Below are 18,945 nucleotides of genomic sequence, written 5' to 3'. Positions count from 1 at the left end.
TTCGGAGAACGGGATCAGTTACTTGCTTCTTTCAATCGTGTACTGCACAAGTTGTTCGAGCGACCTGCGGTGCGGTGAGTCTACAAATTCATATAAAAGTTCGTGTGCTTCTTCCACATAGCGCTGCATGACTTCCTGCGCATACCGGAGCCCGCCCGAATCCTTTACAAAAGCAATAACCTCGTTTACCTTTTTAGGTTTGTGGCTTTCATTACGGATGATGTTGATGATCTTGCGTTTTTCAAGCCATCCGGCGTGGTTCAGCGCATATATAAGCGGAAGCGTCATCTTTTTTTCCTTGATATCAATGCCGAGCGGCTTGCCGATTTCATCTTCGCCGTAGTCGAAAAGGTCATCTTTGATCTGAAAAGCCATGCCTACTTTTTCACCGAACGCATGCATCCGCTTCACAATGTCAGCACCGGCACCAACCGAGCTCGCGCCCACGGCACAGCAGGAAGCAATGAGTGAAGCCGTTTTTTGCTTGATGATCTGGTAATAAACTTCCTCGTTAATATCCAGCCTTCTTGCTTTTTCAATCTGAAGCAATTCGCCTTCACTCAGTTCACGAACGGCGGTAGAAACAATTTTCAGAATATCAAACTCCTGATGATCAACGGACAAAAGCAAACCGCGCGAAAGAAGATAATCTCCGACGAGCACGGCAATCTTATTTTTCCACAATGCATTGACCGAAAAAAAACCGCGGCGGTAATTGGAATCGTCCACAACGTCGTCATGTACAAGTGTCGCCGTATGCAAAAGCTCGATCAGGGCGCCACCGCGGTAAGTGGATTCGGAAATTTCGCCGCAGACTCCGGCAGAAAGAAAAACAAACATGGGACGTAGCTGTTTGCCCTTGCGCCTGACGATGTAATTCATGATCTGGTCCAGCAGCATTACATCACTTTTCATAAACTGACGAAACTTATGCTCAAAGGCTTTCATTTCATCTGCAATCGGAACCTGAATTTCCTTTATTGAAAGGGTCATATGTATTAACGAAGGACCATGCTCCTACTGATATAAACAGGCTGTAAATGGCAGCCGTCACATTGTTTTGTCGTTTCAAATATATTTTGAACTCCAGTCTTCAAATTTGGAATAAAATCTTCTGTTTATACCAATTTTATTTTTAAAATGTTTACAATTGAGAAAAAAGGAATTGCATCGGAATCGAAATGTCAAATTGCAGAACGCTGATGCAGAAAACATACAGCTATGAAAGCACTTGTTCTCGGAGGAGGGTCCATGAAAGGCGCATTTCAGGTGGGCGTTATCCAGGCCGTGCTGGAAAGCGGTTTCGAGCCAGAAATGATTTACGGGATATCTGTCGGCGCACTGAACACCACCTTTCTTGCCAATGAAGCCGGACATCAGTTTCACGACAACAAACAAGTCCAATGGCCGGTTGCCGGACGAAAACTGCTTGAATTCTGGATCAGGAACATTACGCAGCCGCAGGATATTTCCATTCTCCGCTCCCGTGTGAAACTCGGTGTCAATACGCTTATGAGTCGTTTTGACGGAATCGTGAACCCGCAGCCGCTTCATCAGCTGATCCGGAAGCATGTAAACAAGGAAAATCTGGTCCACAATCCGGTACGCGTCAAGGTCGGGGCTGTCAATATGGCTACCGGGGAAATAAAATATGTAGCGCCGGACAATCCGCACTTTCTGGATTATGTATTCGCCAGTTCATCCATTCCCATGCTGATGCCCGCCGTGGAAATAGAACAGCAGCTTTATCAGGATGGCGGCATGCGGGAAGTTGCGCCGGTCCGGCAGGCCATTGAAGATGGCGCTACGGAAATCGTTCTCATCGCCTGTCATTCACCGCTATTGTACCAGCCGGAAGGCATCAATACCAAAAACCTGATCACACTGATCGAACGCGTAAGAGACATTACTGTAAACCAGATTGTAAACAGCAATATCATTTGGGCGGAAAATTACATAGACCGGTCCGTACTGCGCGGAAAACCCATGAAACTAACGGTTATACGACCCAAAATACCGCTCTTTCTTGATCTGCAGCATTTTACTTCCGAAGATATTTCCAGACTGATTATCGAAGGCTACCGCGCAGGAACGGAGGCCATTTCGAAAACTGAAAAAATCCCGGAAAAACAATGAACGCCGCTATAAAGCAGAAAGCCCGTCTGTCCGGACGGGCTTTCTGCTTTATTCAGGAAATTACTGAACGGGCAATCAGTTGAAAATATAACGGATTCCGATCTGTGCCTGCCAAACGCTGTTGACAGTAGCGCTCGGGATAAATGAATCTCTCAGTAAAATCGTTCTGTTCACGTTATTTTCATTCACAACCTGCGTGGCAATCCGGTAAGAAGGAGTGCCGTCCGCAGAAACACTTGCAAGCGCCAGCGGATTTACCGTAGTTGACTGGTTTCCAAGTCCCCATTTGTCATTGATCAGGTTTCCAATGTTCAGGACATCGCCGCGAAGCTGGATCGTGTTTCTTTTTCCGTTTTTGCCGACAGCCACATAAAACTCCTGGATAACCGTCAGGTCAAAGCGGGTAAGCCATGGAAATGCGCCTCCGTTGCGTTCCGCATACTGGCCACGACGGCTTTTCAGATAATCATTTCCTTCTATGTAACTGTTAAATGCATTCTGCTGTTCTTCCGGCGAGTAGGTGACAGCATTGGCTCCGGTACCGACAGTCAATGGTGCAAATGACAATTCAGAAGCATTACGCGGCACATAAATCAGGTCATTGGAAGTTTGTCCGTCGCCGTTCAGGTCCTGATTAAGTGTGTAGGAAATTTTGCTTCCGCTGTTGGAAACGGCACCAAGCGTAAATGTGGTGGAACCGCCAGCCGTACCACCATAATTGATGCGGTAATTCAGCAAGCCGACAATGCGGTGACGAAGGTCATTGTCTGCATAAGATAACGGCAGATAATTCTGACCTGCTACGGACGGAATGTTGGCCTGAACCGTACTTCCTACAAATGCAATGTCTTTTGCTTCGCCATACGTATAAGAAACAAATCCGCCGAAACCGCGTGATGCCGGTTTTTCCAGTTTAACCGTTGCAATGTATGAATTTCCTTTTTTCGTATTTTTCAGCACAAAAACGTTGGAAATATTCGGGTTGATAAATCGGGCAACAGCCACGGTATTGGCCGCGCCGGTACCGGTGCTGGTAACGCCGGAAGCAGGGTAACGCGGGCGCTCGTCGGCACCTTCAAACGTGCGATCCGGTGTTTTCAGGTTGGCATCAATGTAACGAAGGCCGTTGATTGTCTTGTTGTAAATAAATTCAACCGTTCCGATCAGTCCCAATGGCAATCGCTGGTCAACAGCAATGTTTGACTTCCAGATCTGCGGATATTTCAGGTTCTGGTCCGATGCGTTGATTACATACGGCGGCAATGTTGTAATGTCTGCTTTATTCGTCGGAATGTACCGGGTAGGATCCGTCGTAAAGGCGTAATCCGTTGTATTGGATTCATTGATCACTGCTGTATTTACGCCGTTGTTACCCAATTGGTTGGAAATCAGAACTTCCGGAATACGTGAAACAAATATTCCGGTTCCTCCGCGAACCTGCGTTGTTTTGTCGCCTTTTACATCCAGGTTGAAACCGATACGAGGTGAAATCAGCAGTCTGGTTTTCGGGAAAGTTCCGGTGGTGACTTTATACGGAGCTCCGTTTTCATCCTGAAACGTCAATCCAGCTACAATCGGGTTATTGAAATCCGTTGCAGTAGAATTGTCGTAGGCAAAAATATCGCCGCGGATCCCTGCAGTCACTTTAAAGTTCGGGCTAACCTGATATTCGTCCTGCAGGTAAGCACTGTACAAATCTCTTTTCAGAACCTGCAACGGCTCGCCTCCGCCCGGAAGCAAAGAGTAACGAAGGTTGTATTTGGCCACAGTAACCGGTGAAGTTGTAGCGCCCGGATTGTCCAGTGATGCCTGCGCAGCTGTTTTGAAATCCTCTATGGAATTGTAAACATACACGCCGTTCGACGATGGGAAAAAGACGTTATTGGAAGTAAAATGCTCATAAACAACACCCGCAGTGAACGTATGCTTTCCGGCAAAATAGCTCAGGTTGTTTGTAATGTTGAACGTAGAATAGTTCAGCTTGTTATTCGGCGTAAAAGGATCGAAACCAACGGTTGTGTAAGTACTTCCGTCTTTCAGAATGTCCACGGTCGGGAACATGGCTGTTTTATACGTCCGGTCTTCAATTTGCTTGTTATAGGTAACAATCAGGTCATTTGCCAGCTTGCCGTTAAAGTTGGAAGTCAGCTCGGCTGCGATAGAACGTGTATTGTCTGCAATAAGGTAACCCGTATTTTCAGCTGAAATAGCAAGCGGACTGTTTGTACGGTTTCCGTTACCCGCCGTGTTGCTGCTGCTGCTGTTGCTGATAACTTGTCCTGATTCCGACTGATGCTGCGAATAACGTACTGAAAGTTTGTTACGGTCATTGATGTTGTAATCCAGACGAATAAGTCCTTTTGTACTTTTAACTTCATTATTAAAGCCGTCCAGTGCACCAATTGAATAGTTGAATTTGGTCGTAAGGAACTGATCCAGATCGCGAAGATCCGATTCCAGTACACGCGAAACGTTGCTTCCGCCTGTTCCTCTGTCCAGCGACCAGGTCAGTGCCGGCGTGCTGCTGGTAAATCTTTCGGCATTAATAAAGAAGAACAATTTGTTCTTGATAATGGGGCCGCCCAGACGGAATCCGTACGTATTTTCCTTTACATTAGGCTTGGGTGTAAGGTCACGGCCGCCGTTTGCTTTTTTGCCTACAAGATCGTTGTTCCTGAAAAGCGTGTATGCCGATCCGGAAAATTCGTTTGTTCCGGACCTCGTTACGGCATTGATACCCGCACCGGTAAAGCCCGACTGGCGTACGTCAAAAGGCGCCACGTTAACCTGCACCTGATCCAAAGCATCCAGCGATACTGCCGTCGTTCCGGTACGTCCGCCGGCCTGCGCCGATGAACCCAATCCAAAACCATTGTTAAAAACAGATCCGTCAATCGTAATGTTGTTGAAACGCGCATCCTGACCGGCGAATGACTGGCCGTTTCCGTACGGATTGTACTTGGTAATGTCGTTGATGGTACGGCCGATTGTTGGCGTTGTGTTAATGGTTTCACGCCCGAAAGAAGAAGCTGCTCCGGTACGGTCCGAGCTGAAGATGTCACTTCTTGCGGTTGATATTACAACTTCCTGCAATTCGGTGCCGTTTTCTGCCATTGCAAAGCTCACATCCGCACTGGTTCCCAGCTCTGCAAAAATGTTTTCCCTGGTCTGATCTCCGAAACCTACAAAAGATGAAGTAACTGCATACGGACCACCGACACGAACGCCGGGGATTGTATAAAGTCCTTTTTCATTCGTAACCGTTCCGTACTTGGTCCCAGAAGGCACGTGAATGGCCACGACGGTCGCACCGGGAAGAACATCTCCTTTGTTGTCTGCAACCCGACCTGTAATTGTTGATGAAGTAACCTGCGCCCTGACTTCCGGACTAAATAAAGCAAACAGAAATGCAACCAGCATTGCACCTGCTGCTTTGAAAAGTAAACTTTTCGATTTCATAAATTATGTTGAGTTGATTTTTATTGTAAGTGGGCTCCATGAAGGAAGATAAGTATTATCTGATGCAAAATAATATCATTTTTAATTTATTCGCAACAACGAGAATCCTACTAAAATGCAATACTATTTACCATAACTCATTGATCTATTGAAATAATACATTTAAGTAGACCAATAATTCAATATTTTTAATATAAAGAAATTGTCCGGAATCCGGCTGCTCCGGGATTAATAAATGAAAATGATTTCAGGAGGTGTGTAAATCAACTTTTTAAGTCTGAACCAGAAAAACTTATAAAAATATGATGCCTGCTGATATAAATTTTTTGTTAATTTTTATCAGATGTTCATTCTCGGTTAATAAATTCCTGCGCACCTTTGCAAAAATCAGGTGCCAGAACCGGAACTTGCCGTAAACTGTCTGACAATGATCGGTCTTTTCAATCAAACATCTTTTTAAATGCAACTTCACTTTAAACAATTCGGAGAATCCGGAAAGCCGCTGATCATTCTGCATGGCTTGTTCGGCCTCCTGGATAACTGGCTTACGATTGGCAAGGCAATTTCAGAACACGGCTATAAAGTCTTCCTTGTCGATCAGCGGAATCATGGCCGTTCACCGCATGAAGCGCCGCTTAGTTTTCCGGCTTTCGCCGCAGATCTGAAAGAATTCATAAGTCAGCACCAAATTCAGAATCCGGTTCTGATCGGGCATTCGATGGGCGGAAAAACGGTGATGGAATATGCTTTGACAAACCCCGGAACATACGACGGACTGGTTGTTGTGGATATTGGCCCGAAACCTTATCCTGTTCATCACAAAAAAATACTGGAAGGACTGAATGCAATGAATCTGGAAGAAGTAGAAAACCGGAACCAGGCGGATGAAATGCTGAGCCGTTATGAACCAGCGTTGGGCGTAAGACAATTTCTGCTCAAAAACCTGTACCGGAAAGAGGAAGGAGGATTTGCGTGGCGTTTCAATCTGCCGCTGCTCACCAGTGCTATTGAAAACATTGGCGCAGAAGTCAAATCAGACCTGAAAGTGGAGGTTCCGGCTCTTTTCATGCGCGGCGAAAAATCAGATTATATTCTGGACGAAGACTGGGCCGACATTCTGAAAATGTTCCCGAATGCAAGGCTGGAAACGATTGCCGATGCCGGGCACTGGATACAGGCCGATCAGCCCAAATCTTTTGTCGCTGCTTTATTTGAGTTTCTGGACAAAGCGGTTATCGGATAAACTTCATTCTCGGACTGTTGCAGGCTGTGACAATCATCTGGTTTCCTATGAATTCGATTTCCCAGGTCGGGCAGTTGATGCAGTTAACCAATTCACACGCTTCATTAGTCGGAATCGGGCTTTGAGGCTTTATTTCGAGTAACCGATCATTAATGATCAGTGAAGTCGGGGCGCAGCATGCCGGCTTTCCGTCTGCATTCAGGATGACGCCGTCAGAACGGAGAATTATTGTGTAGGACTGTGAAGCAGAAACCGGTTCCCAGGTTTTCTGATCATCAATCGATACTTTTTCTTTTTCGGTCAGTTTCCAGCTTCCTGCAAAGGATCCGGATCCGGCATTCAGGAACTCCGCGGCGGACTGAACTTCCTGACTGTCCTTGCTACATGATAATAGCACAAGGAAATATAATGGCAGATAGAATAATCTTTTCATGACTTCGGACTTTGTTTTTCTTCATGATTCCGTTATTACGGATTTGGTTGGAACAACACATTAAAAATCAACCCGCTTATGAACGATGCCGGAATAGCATTATACCTCATCCCGACCGTACTGGCAGAAAGCACGCAGGACAAAGTGCTGAGCCCTCAGGTTATCGATGCAGTACAGCATCTGAATGTATTCTTTGTCGAAAATGTACGTACTGCCCGTCGCTTCATCAGCAGCCTGAAACTGGGCAGAATCATTGACGAACTTACGTTTATTGAGTTAAACAAGGATACGCCGGAAAGTGAAACCCGCGAACAACTGAAAAATCTCAGACAAAGCGCCGGGATTATTTCAGAAGCCGGCTGCCCGGGAATTGCCGATCCCGGCGCCGTTGCCGTAAACCTTGCGCACCAGATGGGCATCCGCGTCATTCCGCTGGCTGGCCCCTCTTCTATTCTACTGGCGCTGATGTCGTCAGGGATGAGTGGGCAGTCTTTTACTTTTCACGGTTATCTTCCAATTGATAAAGTACAGCGGAAAAAGGCAATTCAAAGCCTGGAACGCGATGCACGGCAGCGAAGCCAAACGCAGATTTTCATGGAAACACCCTTTCGGAACAATCAGCTTCTGGAAGCAGTACTGGAAAGCTGTATGCCTGATACACAACTCTGCATTGTGGCCAATGTAACAGCAGAAGATGAATTTATAAAGGCCATGCCCGTTAAAAGATGGAAAACCAATACGCCTGATCTTCATAAAAGGCCTACGGTTTTTCTGATCGGTTAAATGTAAAACGCCAACTTCTTCTGAATCAATTTTGAACAGAATTTTATCTGCAAAACAAGGCTCTTTTTCCAACCTTAATATCAAAAATACACTCTTCATGGCATCAATGGATCTTTGTATCAAACTTACTAATTAACGCTATGAAAAAATGGATGATGCTCACAGGTGTGGCAATGACCCTATTTTTGTCTGCCTGTGACAATGAAGACAAACTGAATGCAATCGTTAAAGTGGATTCTGCATTTGAAACGGGCGCGGACGGCTGGACACCGGGTTTCAGTGATTATTCAACAGATACAGACTCTACGACGCTGGAAATGGAAGCAGAACGCACAACTCTTCCGACCGGCCTGGACACAACCCGATATGGCTACATGTTGCAAGGACATAACCGAGCCGACGATATGTTTATGTATCTCAAGAAAAAAGTAACAGGCTTTGTCCCGAACCAGACTTACAGCGTCGTTTTCAACGTCAATTTTGGAACACAATATCCGGAAAACAGCTTCGGAGCCGGCGGTTCACCGGGAGGTTCGGTTTACCTGAAAGCGGGCGCTTCACCGGTTGAGCCTGTCCGAAAGCTGGAAAACAAAATGTACGTTTTTAACCTGAATAAAGGCGCGCAATCGGAAATCGGGAAAGATGCGGTGCTGCTGGGAAATGTCTCCAATGGCGTTGATACGTTCGTTTATAAACTGGTGGAAAGATCCAATACCGACAAACCTTTTACGGTGAAGGCAAATGCACAGGGTGAAATCTGGCTTTATATAGGCACCGACTCGGGTTACGAAGGTCTGAGCGTTTTTTATTACGACAGGATAACGGTGACCTTGACGGAACAGCAGATTTAGCAAAAAGCATTGTTGTATTTCAAAATCGTCCGTGCGAGTATCCATGCACGGACGATTTTGTTTTCCGGATTGTAGGTTTCCAAAGTTTTGTAACTTCGCCGGCGCAATCATTATTTCAGTAAAATACCGCATGGCATGATACATATTGAAACTTTTGTCTTTAATCCGTTTGCAGAAAATACCTACTTGCTGCACGACGATACCGGCGAAGCAGTGATTATTGATCCCGGCTGTTACGACAAACAGGAATTGGCTGAAATAACCGATTATATTGAAGCAAACGGATTAAAGCCCGTTCAGATCATCAATACGCATGCACATATCGATCATGTTCTGGGAATTACCGCTTTGAAAAGGAAATACCAAATTCCGTTTTCCCTGCATGCACTAGATGAGCCTTTGCTGAAAGCAGTCCAATCCTATGCTTCCAATTACGGCTTTGCTTCATTCGACGAACCAGAAATTGATACCTATCTGGCCGAAGGAGACACGGTACATTTTGGAAATTCGTCACTGAAAGTCATTTTTGTTCCCGGACATGCGCCTGGCCATATTGCTTTTGTAAATGAAGATCAGCGTTTTGTCATAGGCGGTGATGTGCTGTTTCACATGAGCATCGGACGTACGGACTTGCCCGGCGGCGATCATAACCAGCTGCTTTCGAGCATTCGCAGCAAATTGTTTACATTGCCTGACGATTATACCGTTTATCCCGGCCATATGCAGCTGACGACAATCGGTTTTGAGAAGAAAAACAATCCGTTTTTTTAAAATCCAGTTTTTGAATAAAATTTTCAGCCATGATCCGTCGCAACATCCCGAATGCACTTACCTGTGGAAATCTGCTGTGCGGATGTGTCGGTGTAGTCGAGGCATTTCACAATAACCTGCTTTTATCCTGCGTACTGATCGGGGTTGCGCTCATTTTTGACTTTCTTGACGGCTTTCTGGCAAGACTGCTGCATGCAAGTTCACCGATCGGCAAGGACCTGGATTCGCTGGCGGACATGGTGACGTTCGGGTTACTGCCGTCCGTTATCGTATATCAACTGCTTATGCAGAGCATTCCGGATCTTTTCGGGATCTGGAAAGCCAATGCGGCATTTATCATTGCTATTTTTTCCGCTATCCGGCTGGCCAAATTCAACAATGACCCAAGACAGTCCGATTCGTTTATCGGTGTTCCTACGCCTGCCAATGCCATGCTGATTGCTTCCCTGCCGCTGATTGTTCATACGCATGGTGAAATCTGGAAAGACATTATTGTCAACACCAGTAATCTGCTGATCCTTTCCGTTGTCATGTCTTACCTGCTGGTTATGGAAATGCCTTTGATTGCACTTAAATTTAAAAATTTCGGCTGGAAAGGAAATGAAGCGCGTTTTCTGCTGATCATACTGGCTGTCGTTTTACTGCTTACGCTGAAGATTCTGGCAGTACCGGCCGTAATCATTCTTTACATTCTGCTTTCTGTTGCTGACAATTTCAGGAAAAAGCGTGCATGAATGGATATACGTTTGTTTTTTTGCAATTTTGAAACTTATTCGGGCAAGGCTGAGCCATACTGGTATAAAGTTTTCTGTACATGTAATATGACAGAATCCATATACGTTCACTCATTACCTGATTCTGACATCAACTGAATTTAGTACAATTAATTAGAAGCATATGGCATTGTCACGAATTACTGGTTTAGGTTATTATGTTCCCGACAATGTGATAACAAATAATGATCTCACGAAATGGATGGAAACTTCCGACGAATGGATACAGGAAAGGACCGGAATTCGTGAAAGACGTTATTTTGAGTACGGAAAAGATACCAATTACAGCATGGCCGCCGCAGCTTCGCGGCAAGCGCTGGAACACGCAGGCCTAACTCCCGGCGACATTGATGTAATTGTTTATGCCACCATTACGCCGGATTATTTTTTTCCTGGCTCGGCCTTTCTGATGCAGCGCGAACTCGGCATGGACGGAAAGCCGGTTATCGATATCCGGGAGCAATGTTCCGGTTTTGTATATGCTCTTTCCATTGCCGATCAGTTTATAAAATCAGGAATGTATAAAACGGCGCTAGTCGTAGGCTCGGAAATACAATCTTCATGGATCGACAAAAGTACGGCTGGCAGAAATACTGCGGTAATTTTTGGCGACGGAGCCGGGGCAGCCGTCCTTACCGCTACCGAAGATCCACAACATTGTATAATATCTACACACCTGCACGCAGACGGGCGCTATGCTGAGGAGCTTTTTGTACGGGAACCGGGAAGCAGCCGGCCCGGACGTACCATTACCAAAGAAATGATTGAAGAAGGCGGATTTAATGTTTACATGAATGGCAATGCCGTTTTCAAACACGCCATTGTGCGGTTCGGGGAAGTCATCCGGGAAGCACTTGAAAAGAACGGACTGGAAGCCGGCGACATTGATTTACTGGTTCCACATCAGGCAAATATCAGAATCAGTGACTATGTAAGGCAGCAACTCGGACTTTCGGAGTCGCAGGTTGTCAACAATATTCAGCGATTTGGAAATACTACCGCCGCATCCGTCCCGATCGCACTTGCAGAAGCTTTCGAAAACGGTCGATTGCATGATGGAAACCTGATTTGCCTTGCTGCATTCGGAAGCGGATTTACATGGGCATCGGCCCTGATCCGCTGGTAAAAATAATTTACTGCAGGTTTTAGAACTATTTTATTAAATTACAAAAGATCAGGCATGATTTTTAATACTGCCCGACTGAAAGCATCACAAGCGTACAACCTTCTATTGGTATGATATTTTTGGCAAGTAACATATTTTTAAATTCAGGGTTCTCTGTGCCAGGATTAAAAATGACGCGGTTAGGCTTCAAGGAAATGATATACGCATAGTAGTCGGGCTGGTGACTTGGATTGATATATAAGGTAACGGTATCCACATCTTCCCATGCTACTTGCTCCGTATGAATTTCTTCACCCAGCGCAAAACCTTTTCTGCGTCCGAGAAGTAAAAAAGGATGACCGTAATTCCTGAGTTTTTGTGCTGCCAGATAAGCGTATCTGGATGGATTTGAGGAAGCTCCGACAATAAGAGTACGCTTCATGCTTTAATGATTTGGTAAAAACAATGATTACACATTTGCTACATGCACTGGATTAACATATTTAGATTACAAAATCGTTTCCTGTATCAAAAGAATGCAGTATAAAAGTGCCCTTAGTTAAACAAACCTTTGAAAAAATTAATATTAGATCTATATCCAAATGAATGAGTCAAATGTAAGTCGGAGTTTCTGGAATGAAAAGTGGGCAAAAATTATATTCGACGAAATCGAGAATGCTCCTCATTATGAAGTGTCAAATTACGGCAGGTTAAAAAGTTTTCAAAATAACCCTAAAGAAGGCGCCATCATCAAAGGATCCGTTATTCAGGGTTACAGATCACTTAATATCCGGGTAGCCGGAGGAAAAACGATCAACCGCTATGTACACAAACTGGTTGCCGAACACTTCGTGGAAAAAGCAAGCCCGGAACATATATTTGTGATCCATGTTGATTTTGAGAAACAGAACAACTATTTCGAAAATCTGAAATGGGTCACAAAAATGGAAATGATTGACCATAACCGTGAAAATCCGGCCTTCGTCAATCGTGTGATACCAAGACGTACGAAAAACTATAAACTAACGGAAAGCAAGGTGCGTATTATCAAGAAATTACTTAAAAATGATAATAACAGGCTGAAAATGATTGCAAAACAATTTGGCATCACGCATACGCAGCTGAACAGGATCCGATCCGGCGAAAACTGGAAACACGTTACTATTGAGGAGTAAACAGCGTTTTACATCTTATCAAGCGCAGAAACCGTATAACCGCTCCCGTTCGTTCCTTCTTCATAATCGACCGATACGCCGATTACGTACATGAGGTGACGCTTGTCTATGAATATTTTAATATCCTCAATTACATAGGTTAGATCATTCTCCGTAGCCGTATCAAAACCCAGCAGAAATGTTCCGCTGCACGCACCGCCTCTGAGTCCGACTCGCAGGCCGTAAGTGTCGGGAATTTTATTGGACCTTAATGTTGTTTTTATTTCAAGTTTGGCTTTTTCAGTAAGCTGAACCGGACTTTCCATAATAGAGTATTGCTTGATTTTTGCATATAAAGATGAACACCATTTGTCTGCAATGCATTCGTTCCTGCAATAAAACGATGTTAAATCACGTCAATATTCTAATTTTGTAGTCGTTATCCGGAATAAATTGAAATAAAAACATGGAATATTACTCGTTACTTGTTGTCCTGATCCTGGGAGTTGCCATGGTATATGGCATGTACCTGACCATTACAACCGTAGCCGACAAGGTTTTTGAAAAACAGAGATGGGACATCAGAAGTACAAATACAGGCATCACCCTTCCGCTGAGGTTACAGGCATATGAAAGAATGTGCCTTTTTCTTGAAAGAATGGCGCCAAACAGCCTGTTGCTGCGTCTGGTCCCTTCCGCAATGAGTGCACTGGAACTTCAGCAGTTGCTTCTTCAGGAAATACGCGAAGAGTACAACCATAATGTAGCCCAGCAAATGTACATCAGCAGCAATGCATGGGAGCAGATTACGAACGCAATGAACGAAACCGTAGCGGTCATTAATCAGTCGGCTTCGGAAATACCGGCGGAAGCGCCGCCTTCGGATCTGGCGAAAAAAATCTTTTCGCATGTCATTGAAAAAGAAGTGCAGCCTTCGGCACATGCCCTGAAAGTGCTGAAAGAAGAAATCCGGGGGCTGTTTTAAATTAAAAATTCATTAACAAACCAGAACAAACAGACGCTGCATTTACAGTAAAATGCAGCATGTCGGAAAAAGCGGACGGACAACTGCCGGAAGCTAACTTTCAATCCAATGCTATATCCAAATACATTAGAACAGAAATTAGGTTTTGACAAGCTCAGGGAACGCCTGAAAGAAGCTTGTATAAGCCCGCTGGGGCAAGGGTATGTAGAGAAAATCAAGTTTTCAGAAAATTTCGGCCTTGTGGAAAAGCTGGTCAGCCAGACGGCCGAAATGCAGCGGATCATGGAAATCGGTGAAAACTTTCCTTCCCAGAACTATATTGACGCAACACCTTATCTGAGACGTGCCGCCATAAAGGGCATGCTGCTCACGCAGCAGGAATTTTCGGACCTGAAAGTATCGATGCAGACCATTCGGCTTTGTCTGCGGTTTTTTGACAGTCAGGAACCGGACGCTTATCCGATTCTGGGTGAATATTCCAAAAGCATTAAAGTCGAAAAAGCGATTACGGATGCCATTGACCGTATTATTGATGACCGTGGCCAGATTCGCGATTCAGCCTCTTCGGAATTGTCAAGGATCAGAAAACGCCTGATTTCCGAACAGGCCGGCATTCGTAAAAAGCTGGATACCATTCTGAAATCCGCCCGAAGCAACGGCTGGATCGGCGATGATGTTTCGCTTACGATCCGCAACGGACGTATGGTGATTCCGGTTTCAGCCGAGCATAAACGAAAACTGAAAGGTTTTATACATGACGAATCCGCAACCGGACAGACCGTTTTCATTGAGCCAACGGATGTCTTTGAATCCAATAACGAAATCCGTGAACTGGAATACGAAGAGCGCAGGGAAATAAACCGAATTTTGCTGGAACTTACAAGTCAGCTCCGGCCTTACGTGCCGGATCTTCAGAAAGCATACCAGTTTCTGGGGTTGATGGATTTTCTGCGGGCAAAGGCAAAACTTGCGGCTGAAATGAGTGCCATTAATCCGCCTTTCAGCAACCGGCAGTTCATCGACTGGCGCAATGCAAGACATCCGCTTCTGCATTTGTCTTTTCAGAAACAGGGCAAGAAAGTAGTTCCGCTGAATATTGAACTGAAAGAAAACCAGCGCATTCTGATCGTTTCCGGACCAAATGCCGGCGGTAAATCCGTATCGCTGAAAACCGTCGGGCTTATTCAGTACATGTTCCAGTGCGGGTTGCTTGTGCCGGTGGAAGAAGGCTCTTCCATGGGATTTTTCCAGAATATATTCATTGATATCGGAGATGAGCAATCGCTTGAAAATGACCTGAGTACATACAGTTCGCACCTGACAAACATGCGCCATTTCCTGACGTTGGCCAACAAGCGTACGCTGTTTCTGATCGACGAATTCGGAACCGGAACCGAGCCCGGACTGGGCGGCGCCATTGCAGAAGCTATTCTGGAAAACCTGACAAAATCGGGCGCATACGGCGTTATTAATACGCATTATACCAACCTTAAAGTGCTGGCTGATAAAACGGAAGGGCTTGTAAACGGAGCCATGCGCTTTGACGGCGAAAACCTTGAACCGATTTACCAGCTGGAAATCGGCAGACCGGGAAGTTCCTTTGCCTTTGAAATTGCCTCGAAAATAGGATTGCCGACTGCCGTAGTAAACCGGGCCAAGGAAAAGCTCGGAACGCAGCAAGTGAATTTTGAAAAATTGCTGAAAGAACTGGATATTGAAAGAAGGGTTTTTGCAGAAAAGAACATTGAACTTGGCATCAAAGAAAGAAAACTGACCAAACAGCTTGCCGACTACACTTCTTTAAAGGAAAACCTGGAAAACAATGAGAAGAAAATTGTAAACGAAGCCAAGCAAAAAGCCAAAAACCTGCTTTCGGATGCCAATCAGCTGATTGAAAATACAATCCGGGAAATCAAGGAAAACAAGGCCGAAAAGGAAAAAACCAAGACGGTAAGAACGGAGCTTGAAAAATTCGGAAAAGCAAACCTGGAACTTGCAGCAGTTGCAGAACCAGCTCCGGAAGTGGAAGTCTTTGAACCGGAAAGCGGAGAAATTACGCCCGGAAGTTACGTGCGCATTATTGGCCAGACGGCCATTGGCGAAGTACTTGCGATCAAGGGAAAAGATGCTGAAATCAGGATTGGCGATCTGAAATCCACGGTTAAACTGAACCGGCTGGAAAAGGTTTCCAACAAAACCTACAAAGCAGCGACTGGTGAAAAGAAGCTGAAAACCAGTGCAAAAGGTGTGGATTTAAATGAACGCATGCTGAATTTCAGCTTTAATCTGGACATGCGGGGCAAGCGCGGCGAGGAAGCACTCGGGCTTGTGGATCAGTTTATGGATAATGCCATTATGCTGGGTTATGACGAACTTCGGATTGTACACGGAAAAGGCGACGGCATATTAAGAACGCTGGTCAGAAATCATCTGCGCGGCTATTCGCAGGTCGCAAGCATGCAGGATGAACATCCCGATCGCGGCGGTGCCGGCGTAACGATTGTCAAGCTGAAATAAAATAGGCTTATATCCAATAAAAAAAGGCAGGCGATGTAAAATCGCCTGCCTTTTTGCTTTATAACTATAAGATTACAACTGAGGCTGTTCTGCCACTTTGATTTCGTCCACAGATCCGGTTTTAGGATTGCCTGCCCAGAACCACAGAACGATAAACAGAACGATCAGAATAATCGGGAAAGTCAGCATTGTGGATAAAGTCGCTTGTCCGGCTGCCAGCTCCAATGCAGGCCCGGTAACGCCTTTTGCTGCATATTCAGCATGTGCGGAATCAATCCAGCGTCCGATAAACGGCTGAAATATAGATGTGGACAACATACCAACTCCACCGATTATGGACATACCCAAAGCGCCGCTAAGCGGAACACGCTGTGCGACAAAACCGATCATAATCGGCCAGTTGAAGCATACGCCCAAGCCAAAAATAACTGCCGCCAGATAAGCAATCGGACCGGTAACCGTACTGAACATATAAATACCGATGGCTGCAAGAATGGCTCCTCCGAACAAAACGCCCGTTTGACCAAACCGGTCCACAACCGGACCTGTGAAAAGTCTGCCAAGTGTCATGACACCGAAAGTCAGTGCCAGAACCAGCATGGCATCCGCGCCGCTGCTGCTTAAAACTACGGATACCCATTGGTTAGGACCAAACTCGGTAATGGCTGTCAGCGCCATGCAGCAGAATATATAAATGTAGAGCGGTGTAAGCATAGCCTGAAAGTTTTTGGAAAGCGAAGTAACGCCTTCTACTTTCGGACGAGGAAAAGCCTGACCGAAAAACAGGAATGCATAGATCACAGTCGGGATCATGAGCACCCAGATCTGCGTTTGCCAGGATGCGCCTGCACTGGTCATGAATTTGGAGATCAAACTGCCGATTACGATTCCGCCCGGAAACCACATGTGAAAACGGCCCAGCATTTTGTTCAGCTTGTTGCTTGTATACATATCCGCGATCATCGGGTTACAGGCCGCTTCGGTACAACCGTTACCAAATCCGATAAAAAATGTCGAAACCAGCAAACCGGTATATCCGCCTGCATAAATCGTTAACAGAATACCCAGCGTATGCGCAACAACAGCTACCTGCATAATGATCTTCGGGCCAATCGAATGGTAAACAATACCGCCGATAACCATTGAAATCGGGAAGCCGAAAAAGAACATGGAATTGATAAAGCCCAGCTGCTCGGCGGTAAGGCCGAATTCGGATCCAAGCTGAGGAAGAATACCTGCCCGGATGCTGAATGAAAAGGCCGTGGTAATAATGGCAAGACAACTGGCATTAAAAAGTCTGCCGCTGTTGATTGTTTGAGTCATGTGACTAAAAGGATTTGGTTATTTGAATTAGACTGTTTAAGAGCTCGGGCTACTGATTTCTTATAAGATTTTCACAAAAAAAACAAATTAACGCTTTTTCTACTGCTTTTAATTATGCCTGAGCAGTGTTTTTTATGTGTTAAAATTATATTTGTAAGAAGTAAGAGTCATGTATACTACTCTTTATAATTGTAAAATCTTTTCAAAACTTTAAACCAACTGGAATGTCAAGAAAGATCAGGATGGGTATGGTGGGCGGTTCTCTGGAAGCCTTTATAGGCGGAGTCCATCGCCGTGCTGCTATCATGGATGGAGAAATTGAACTGGTTTGTGGCGCATTCAGTTCCGACCCGGCCAAGTCCAAAGAAACAGGAAAAGCCTTGTATTTGCCAGAAAACCGCATTTATGATAACTATGAGGAAATGATTCTGAAGGAAAAAGAGTTGCCGGAAGGCGAACGCATGGACTTTGTGTCCATTGTAACGCCAAACCATGTACATCATGCACCGACAAAGCTTGCTCTTGAAAACGGCTTTCATGTTGTCTGCGACAAACCGATTACATTAAATACCCAGGAAGCAGAAGAAATTGTTGCAATTGCTGAAAAATCCGGTCTGGTTTTTTGCCTGACGCATAATTATACAGGTTACCCGATGGTAAAAGAAGCGCGGGAAATGATTGCTTCCGGCGCAATCGGTGAAATCCGAAAAGTAATTGTGGAATATCCGCAGGGTTGGCTTTCGGCTTATGTGGAAGTGGCTGGCAACAAACAGGCCGCATGGCGCACAGATCCGAAACGCTCGGGAGCTGCAGGCGGACTGGGCGATATCGGAACACATGCCGAAAACCTGGCCGAATATATAACCGGTCTGAAAATTACAGAACTGTGTGCCGACCTGACTATTTTTGTAAAAGGCCGGTTGCTGGACGACGACGCCAACATTCTGCTCCGCTTCAACAATGGCGCAAAAGGAATTCTCCAGAACAGCCAGATTGCCAACGGAGAAGAAAATGACCTCAACATCCGCGTTTACGGCGAAACCGGCGGTCTGCAATGGAAGCAAATGGAGCCGAATACCTTGATCCATAAAACCAATGAAGGCGTTAGAATAATCCGTACGGGCGTTGGCAACTTGTCCAAAGCGGCTCAGGTGCATACGCGCATTCCGGCCGGACATCCGGAAGGTTATTTCGAAGCTTTTGCCAATCTTTACAGGAACTTTGCCATTCATGTAAGGGCATACTGGGAAGGCACAACGCCTGATCCGGTGTACGATTTTCCTACGGCAAAAGACGGGCTGCGGGGCATGAAGTTCATTGATACCGTCATTGCTTCCAACAATTCGGAGACCAAATGGACTGCTTTCTGATTTAATTTAAATAACCATTTATAATGTTAAACCGCGGATGCG

Annotated in this window: 17 protein-coding genes; 11 read left to right on the top strand and 6 right to left on the bottom strand. The window is 45.4% G+C overall.

Going from position 1 to position 18,945, the window contains the following annotated elements; translation table 11 throughout:
- Nucleotides 1-18: 18 nt before the first annotated feature.
- On the bottom strand, nt 19-993 hold the full coding sequence (locus tag FEM55_RS13955; protein ID WP_138281983.1) for a polyprenyl synthetase family protein: 975 nt from the start codon (nt 991-993) through the stop codon (nt 19-21).
- A 228-nt stretch (nt 994-1,221) separates the two neighbouring features.
- Here FEM55_RS13955 and FEM55_RS13950 point away from each other — a divergent pair, with 228 nt between their 5' ends.
- A complete protein-coding gene (locus FEM55_RS13950) occupies nt 1,222-2,136 on the top strand; it encodes a patatin-like phospholipase family protein (RefSeq protein WP_138281982.1) in 915 nt (304 codons plus the stop codon).
- A gap of 75 nt (nt 2,137-2,211) precedes the next feature.
- Here the strand turns inward: FEM55_RS13950 and FEM55_RS13945 are convergent, their stop codons facing one another.
- A complete protein-coding gene (locus FEM55_RS13945) occupies nt 2,212-5,595 on the bottom strand; it encodes a TonB-dependent receptor (RefSeq protein WP_138281981.1) in 3,384 nt (1,127 codons plus the stop codon).
- A gap of 460 nt (nt 5,596-6,055) precedes the next feature.
- Here FEM55_RS13945 and FEM55_RS13940 point away from each other — a divergent pair, with 460 nt between their 5' ends.
- A complete protein-coding gene (locus FEM55_RS13940) occupies nt 6,056-6,838 on the top strand; it encodes an alpha/beta fold hydrolase (RefSeq protein WP_138281980.1) in 783 nt (260 codons plus the stop codon).
- Here FEM55_RS13940 and FEM55_RS13935 read toward each other — a convergent pair.
- Nucleotides 6,828-7,271, bottom strand: coding sequence for a hypothetical protein (locus FEM55_RS13935; RefSeq protein ID WP_229209258.1), 444 nt, complete (start codon nt 7,269-7,271; stop codon nt 6,828-6,830). The genes FEM55_RS13940 and FEM55_RS13935 overlap by 11 nt on opposite strands.
- Before the next feature lie 78 nt (nt 7,272-7,349).
- Here FEM55_RS13935 and FEM55_RS13930 point away from each other — a divergent pair, with 78 nt between their 5' ends.
- From FEM55_RS13930 to FEM55_RS13910, 5 genes are all read left to right on the top strand, one after another.
- Nucleotides 7,350-8,054, top strand: coding sequence for an SAM-dependent methyltransferase (locus tag FEM55_RS13930; RefSeq protein WP_138281979.1), 705 nt, complete (start codon nt 7,350-7,352; stop codon nt 8,052-8,054).
- A gap of 140 nt (nt 8,055-8,194) precedes the next feature.
- Nucleotides 8,195-8,905, top strand: coding sequence for a hypothetical protein (locus FEM55_RS13925; protein ID WP_138281978.1), 711 nt, complete (start codon nt 8,195-8,197; stop codon nt 8,903-8,905).
- Between the two features lie 135 nt (nt 8,906-9,040).
- A complete protein-coding gene (locus FEM55_RS13920) occupies nt 9,041-9,676 on the top strand; it encodes an MBL fold metallo-hydrolase (protein ID WP_138281977.1) in 636 nt (211 codons plus the stop codon).
- 29 nt (nt 9,677-9,705) lie between these two features.
- Nucleotides 9,706-10,410, top strand: a complete 705-nt coding sequence (gene pssA, locus FEM55_RS13915) for a CDP-diacylglycerol--serine O-phosphatidyltransferase (RefSeq protein ID WP_138281976.1) — start codon at nt 9,706-9,708, stop codon at nt 10,408-10,410.
- 163 nt (nt 10,411-10,573) lie between these two features.
- On the top strand, nt 10,574-11,575 hold the full coding sequence (locus tag FEM55_RS13910) for a 3-oxoacyl-ACP synthase III family protein (RefSeq protein ID WP_138281975.1): 1,002 nt from the start codon (nt 10,574-10,576) through the stop codon (nt 11,573-11,575).
- Nucleotides 11,576-11,636: 61 nt separating this feature from the next.
- On the opposite strand, the gene FEM55_RS13905 is transcribed toward FEM55_RS13910, so the two are convergent.
- Nucleotides 11,637-11,996, bottom strand: coding sequence for a CoA-binding protein (locus FEM55_RS13905; protein WP_138281974.1), 360 nt, complete (start codon nt 11,994-11,996; stop codon nt 11,637-11,639).
- Nucleotides 11,997-12,156: 160 nt separating this feature from the next.
- Here FEM55_RS13905 and FEM55_RS13900 point away from each other — a divergent pair, with 160 nt between their 5' ends.
- Nucleotides 12,157-12,729, top strand: coding sequence for an NUMOD4 domain-containing protein (locus FEM55_RS13900; RefSeq protein ID WP_138281973.1), 573 nt, complete (start codon nt 12,157-12,159; stop codon nt 12,727-12,729).
- 8 nt (nt 12,730-12,737) lie between these two features.
- On the opposite strand, the gene FEM55_RS13895 is transcribed toward FEM55_RS13900, so the two are convergent.
- Nucleotides 12,738-13,034 (bottom strand): HesB/IscA family protein, encoded by a 297-nt coding sequence (locus FEM55_RS13895; RefSeq protein WP_138281972.1) that lies wholly within the window; start codon nt 13,032-13,034, stop codon nt 12,738-12,740.
- Between the two features lie 140 nt (nt 13,035-13,174).
- Between FEM55_RS13895 and FEM55_RS13890 the strand changes: the two genes are divergently transcribed.
- Both FEM55_RS13890 and FEM55_RS13885 read left to right on the top strand, forming a co-directional pair.
- Nucleotides 13,175-13,693 carry a DUF7935 family protein gene (locus tag FEM55_RS13890; RefSeq protein WP_138281971.1) on the top strand — a complete coding sequence of 173 codons (519 nt, stop codon included), beginning with the start codon at nt 13,175-13,177 and terminating at the stop codon, nt 13,691-13,693.
- 108 nt (nt 13,694-13,801) lie between these two features.
- Nucleotides 13,802-16,210: an endonuclease MutS2 gene (locus FEM55_RS13885; protein WP_138281970.1), complete on the top strand. Its 2,409-nt coding sequence runs from the start codon at nt 13,802-13,804 to the stop codon at nt 16,208-16,210.
- 72 nt (nt 16,211-16,282) lie between these two features.
- Here FEM55_RS13885 and FEM55_RS13880 read toward each other — a convergent pair whose 3' ends face one another.
- Nucleotides 16,283-17,533 carry an MFS transporter gene (locus FEM55_RS13880; RefSeq protein WP_138281969.1) on the bottom strand — a complete coding sequence of 417 codons (1,251 nt, stop codon included), beginning with the start codon at nt 17,531-17,533 and terminating at the stop codon, nt 16,283-16,285.
- A 242-nt stretch (nt 17,534-17,775) separates the two neighbouring features.
- Between FEM55_RS13880 and FEM55_RS13875 the strand changes: the two genes are divergently transcribed.
- Nucleotides 17,776-18,903 carry a Gfo/Idh/MocA family protein gene (locus FEM55_RS13875; protein ID WP_138282569.1) on the top strand — a complete coding sequence of 376 codons (1,128 nt, stop codon included), beginning with the start codon at nt 17,776-17,778 and terminating at the stop codon, nt 18,901-18,903.
- Nucleotides 18,904-18,945 lie beyond the last annotated feature (42 nt).

This window comes from Dyadobacter sediminis (assembly GCF_005860765.1).
GTDB lineage: Bacteria > Bacteroidota > Bacteroidia > Cytophagales > Spirosomataceae > Dyadobacter > Dyadobacter sediminis.
This window is presented reverse-complemented; position numbering and strand designations above follow the sequence as displayed.